This window comes from Chryseobacterium sp. FP211-J200 (assembly GCF_001643375.1).
Classification (GTDB): Bacteria; Bacteroidota; Bacteroidia; order Flavobacteriales; family Weeksellaceae; genus Epilithonimonas; species Epilithonimonas ginsengisoli.
On record NZ_LSHB01000057.1, the window covers coordinates 1 to 3,330 of the forward strand.

The following is a 3,330-nucleotide window of genomic DNA, read 5'->3' on the forward strand; positions in this document are numbered from 1 at the left end:
TTAATAATGCACTACGAGTAGAAATATTATTATGAGATCAAGAAAGGGGAATTTGTGAAATCTTCTGGCGCGGTGACGCAAACATCGTTCGTCCATCCGGAAGCTATGCAATTTGAGATTTTTCCGGAAGGCAATATTTCTGAACCTGATTTATTGATTTTGGAAGGCGATTTCTCCAGACAGAATATTTCTAAAATGTTACCCTTGGATTATCAGTTTGGGAATTAAGAGAACTGATTTCTCGCAGATCATGGAGGTCAAGCAGATTTAATTTGGATGAAACCTGCTTGATCTACAAAATCCGCGAGAGAAAATCTATAAATCCTTTTCAAAGCAAACGCTGTTTTCCACGCCTGCATATTGACCATAATTAGGGATGACCTTATAATTACATTTTTGATAAAGTGCAACAGCCTCGGTTTGTCTTTTTCCGGTTTCGAGAATCGTTTTTTCGTAACCTAATTCTTTAGTCCAAGATTCTAATTCATTTAAAATAGCCGAAGCTAGGCCCTTTCCACGTTTTTCTGGAAGTGTGAACATTCTTTTGACCTCCATCGATTGTTTATCAAATTCTTTTATGGCACCACAAGTAACAGCTTCATCATTATCAAAAATAACAATACAGTTTTTAAGAGAATCGATCTTGTTGTATTGGTCATAGAAACCGTGTTCTTCACCGTCCATCACGGCAAGATAAGCGTCTAGTTGTTTTACTAGTTTTTGGAAGTCTAAGTTTTCGGAAGTAGTTCTGAGGATTTTCATTATATAAATAGATGATTAAATGTGCTGTGACGCCGCTCAACATGATATCTTCATAAAATGTAAAAATTGATCGATTGTCAACCTGGGCGGAGTCGAAGACTTTTTTTAAATTTAATTTACAACCAATTTTCTTTCTCTGATCAGCTCGGCAATCTTCAAAATATCTTCGCCGATCAATCTGTCATTTTCCAATTTGGGAACCACGGAGCGGATGATGGCATAATTTTTCTCAACAATGTCAGAGCAAACGGCAGGTCGTCTGAATTCTAAGCCTTGCGCGCCAAACATCAATTCAATCGCCAGAATATTTTCAAGATTCCCCAGGATCTGATTGAATTTCCTTCCAGAAATACTTCCCATAGAAACGTGGTCTTCTTGTCCTAAACTTGTCGGTATAGAATCTGCGGAAGCCGGGAAACAAAGTGTTTTGTTTTCTGTAACCAATGCGGCACTTGTATATTGCGGAATCATAAACCCTGAATTAAGGCCTGAGCTTTCTATTAATAATTTAGGTAAACCGTATTTTCCTTCTAGCAAAAGATAACTTCTTCTGTCAGAAATATTTCCTAATTCGGCGGCAGCCAATGCACAATAATCCAGAGGCAAAGCCATCAACTGTCCGTGGAAATTCCCACCGGAGATAGATTCTTCTGCACTTAAAATGATTGGATTATCGGTTACAGAATTCAGTTCTGTGTCTGCCATTTGTTTCAGATGTTCGAAAGCATTTCTGCTCGCGCCGTGAACTTGTGGCACACATCTCATAGAATACGGATCCTGAACGCGGTCACAGAATTCGTGTGACTTTAGATTGTCAGAATCTTTCAGGAAGTTTCGCATTCTTTCTGCCACTTTTCTGCTTCCGTCAAATGGCCGAATGTCGTGCAATTCTTTTTTGAAAGGACTTGCAGAACCACGATAAGCTTCAAGGCTCATTGCCGCAGTCAAGTCTGCGAGATCCAAAAGATATTCGAATTTTGATAATCCGATGATGGCGTGCGCTAAGATGAATTGTGTTCCATTAATCAAACCTAAACCTTCTTTCGGACCAAGTTTCAAAGGTTGAATGTTGTGCTTTTCAAGAACAGTTGAAGTTTCAACCGTTTTATTATTTTCCCAAACCTGACCTAATCCCAAAAGTGGCAAAACCAAATGTGCCAAAGGCGCCAGATCTCCTGATGCCCCAACAGAACCTTGCTCCGGAACAACCGGAATGATGTCTTTTTCCAACATCAATATCAAACGCTCTATCACATCCAATGAAACACCCGAAAATCCTTTCGACAAAGCGTGGATCTTGGCAATGATCATGATTTTGGAGATATTCTTGTCAATGGGTTTCCCAACACCTACGGCGTGAGAAATAATCAGATTGTGCTGAAGTTGCGCCGTTTCCGACTCTGATATTTTGGTGTCACAAAGTGGTCCGAATCCTGTATTGATACCGTAAACCGTCCTGTCAGAAGCTACAATTTTCTGAACATTCTCCTGCGACTTTATAATTTGTTCTCTTGATCTTTCACTGAGTTTTGCAAGGGATGGATTTTTTGCTATTTCCAAAACATCCTGATAGCCAAGCGTATCGATTCCGTAAATCATTACTAAAAAATTTTGCCTAAAAATACACTTTTTAGGCAAGATTTTAATAAAAGTAGCTTAATGAATTATTGGTTGTCGATTATTATTTCAATATATTTTTATAGATCACACCATCTTTCATAATGATCAGGAATTTGTTTTCAGGATCTGCAACTAGGTTAATTTCTGTTAGAGGATTCCCGTCTACAAGAATCATATCGGCATAAGCGCCTTCTGTGATTTCTCCCAATTTCCCTTTTTGGTAGGGATCTCTTTTTCCACTCATTCTCAGTAATTCTGCATTGGTAGAAGTTGCCATTTTCAAAATCTCGTATGGTGTATACCAATTGGTCAGTTTAGCAAGTCGTTTACCTTGTTTTTTTGCCGATTCTGGATCAAAAAGAACATCTGTTCCCCAGGCAGTTTTTATTTTGTATTTCTTAGCTAGTCCGTAAGCTGTTTCAGTACCTTTTGTCATTTCTATTTGCTTAAGTCGATTAGATGATCCTGCTGGATGCGGATTGGCATCTTCATCATCTAGAAATGGCTGCAAGCTCCACCAGATTCCTTTCTGTGCCATTAGTTTTGCGGTTGCCTCATCTGCTAATTGACCGTGATCGATACATTTTACACCAGCATCTACCGCAGTCTTTATCGCCAAAGGTGTATAGGCATGTACCGTAACATAAGTTCCCCAATTCTCTGCAGCAGAAACTGCAGCTGCAAATTCTTTGCCTGTATACTGGGAAACATCCAATGGATCATAGTTAGAGGAAACACCTCCTCCGGCCATTAGTTTCAGTTGTGTTGCACCTTGTCTCAGTTGTTCTCTAGATCTTAATAAGACAGCATCTTCACCATCGGCTATGGCTACCATTCCATTTCTCTCGGCATATGATAATTCTCCGATTTTTCTGGGTACATCAGGGATCAAGATCAAAACCTGGGGAGTAATAGCAAAAATTGATATTTTTGTAGAGGATGAAAACA

Annotated in this window: 4 protein-coding genes; 1 reads left to right on the forward strand and 3 read right to left on the reverse strand. The window is 39.2% G+C overall.

Translation table 11 applies throughout. The features are described from left to right. Positions 1-54: 54 nt before the first annotated feature. Positions 55-228 (forward strand): hypothetical protein, encoded by a 174-nt coding sequence (locus AXA65_RS19965; protein WP_165596618.1) that lies wholly within the window; start codon positions 55-57, stop codon positions 226-228. An 87-nt stretch (positions 229-315) separates the two neighbouring features. Here the strand turns inward: AXA65_RS19965 and AXA65_RS16965 are convergent, their stop codons facing one another. The 3 genes from AXA65_RS16965 to AXA65_RS16975 all read right to left on the reverse strand — a co-directional run. Continuing rightward, positions 316-762 carry a GNAT family N-acetyltransferase gene (locus tag AXA65_RS16965; protein ID WP_063971251.1) on the reverse strand — a complete coding sequence of 149 codons (447 nt, stop codon included), beginning with the start codon at positions 760-762 and terminating at the stop codon, positions 316-318. Positions 763-873: 111 nt separating this feature from the next. Then, positions 874-2,361: a histidine ammonia-lyase gene (hutH, locus tag AXA65_RS16970; protein ID WP_063971252.1), complete on the reverse strand. Its 1,488-nt coding sequence runs from the start codon at positions 2,359-2,361 to the stop codon at positions 874-876. 82 nt (positions 2,362-2,443) lie between these two features. Next, a partial coding sequence (locus AXA65_RS16975; RefSeq protein WP_165596619.1) for an amidohydrolase family protein occupies positions 2,444-3,330 on the reverse strand: 887 nt, incomplete at its 5' end.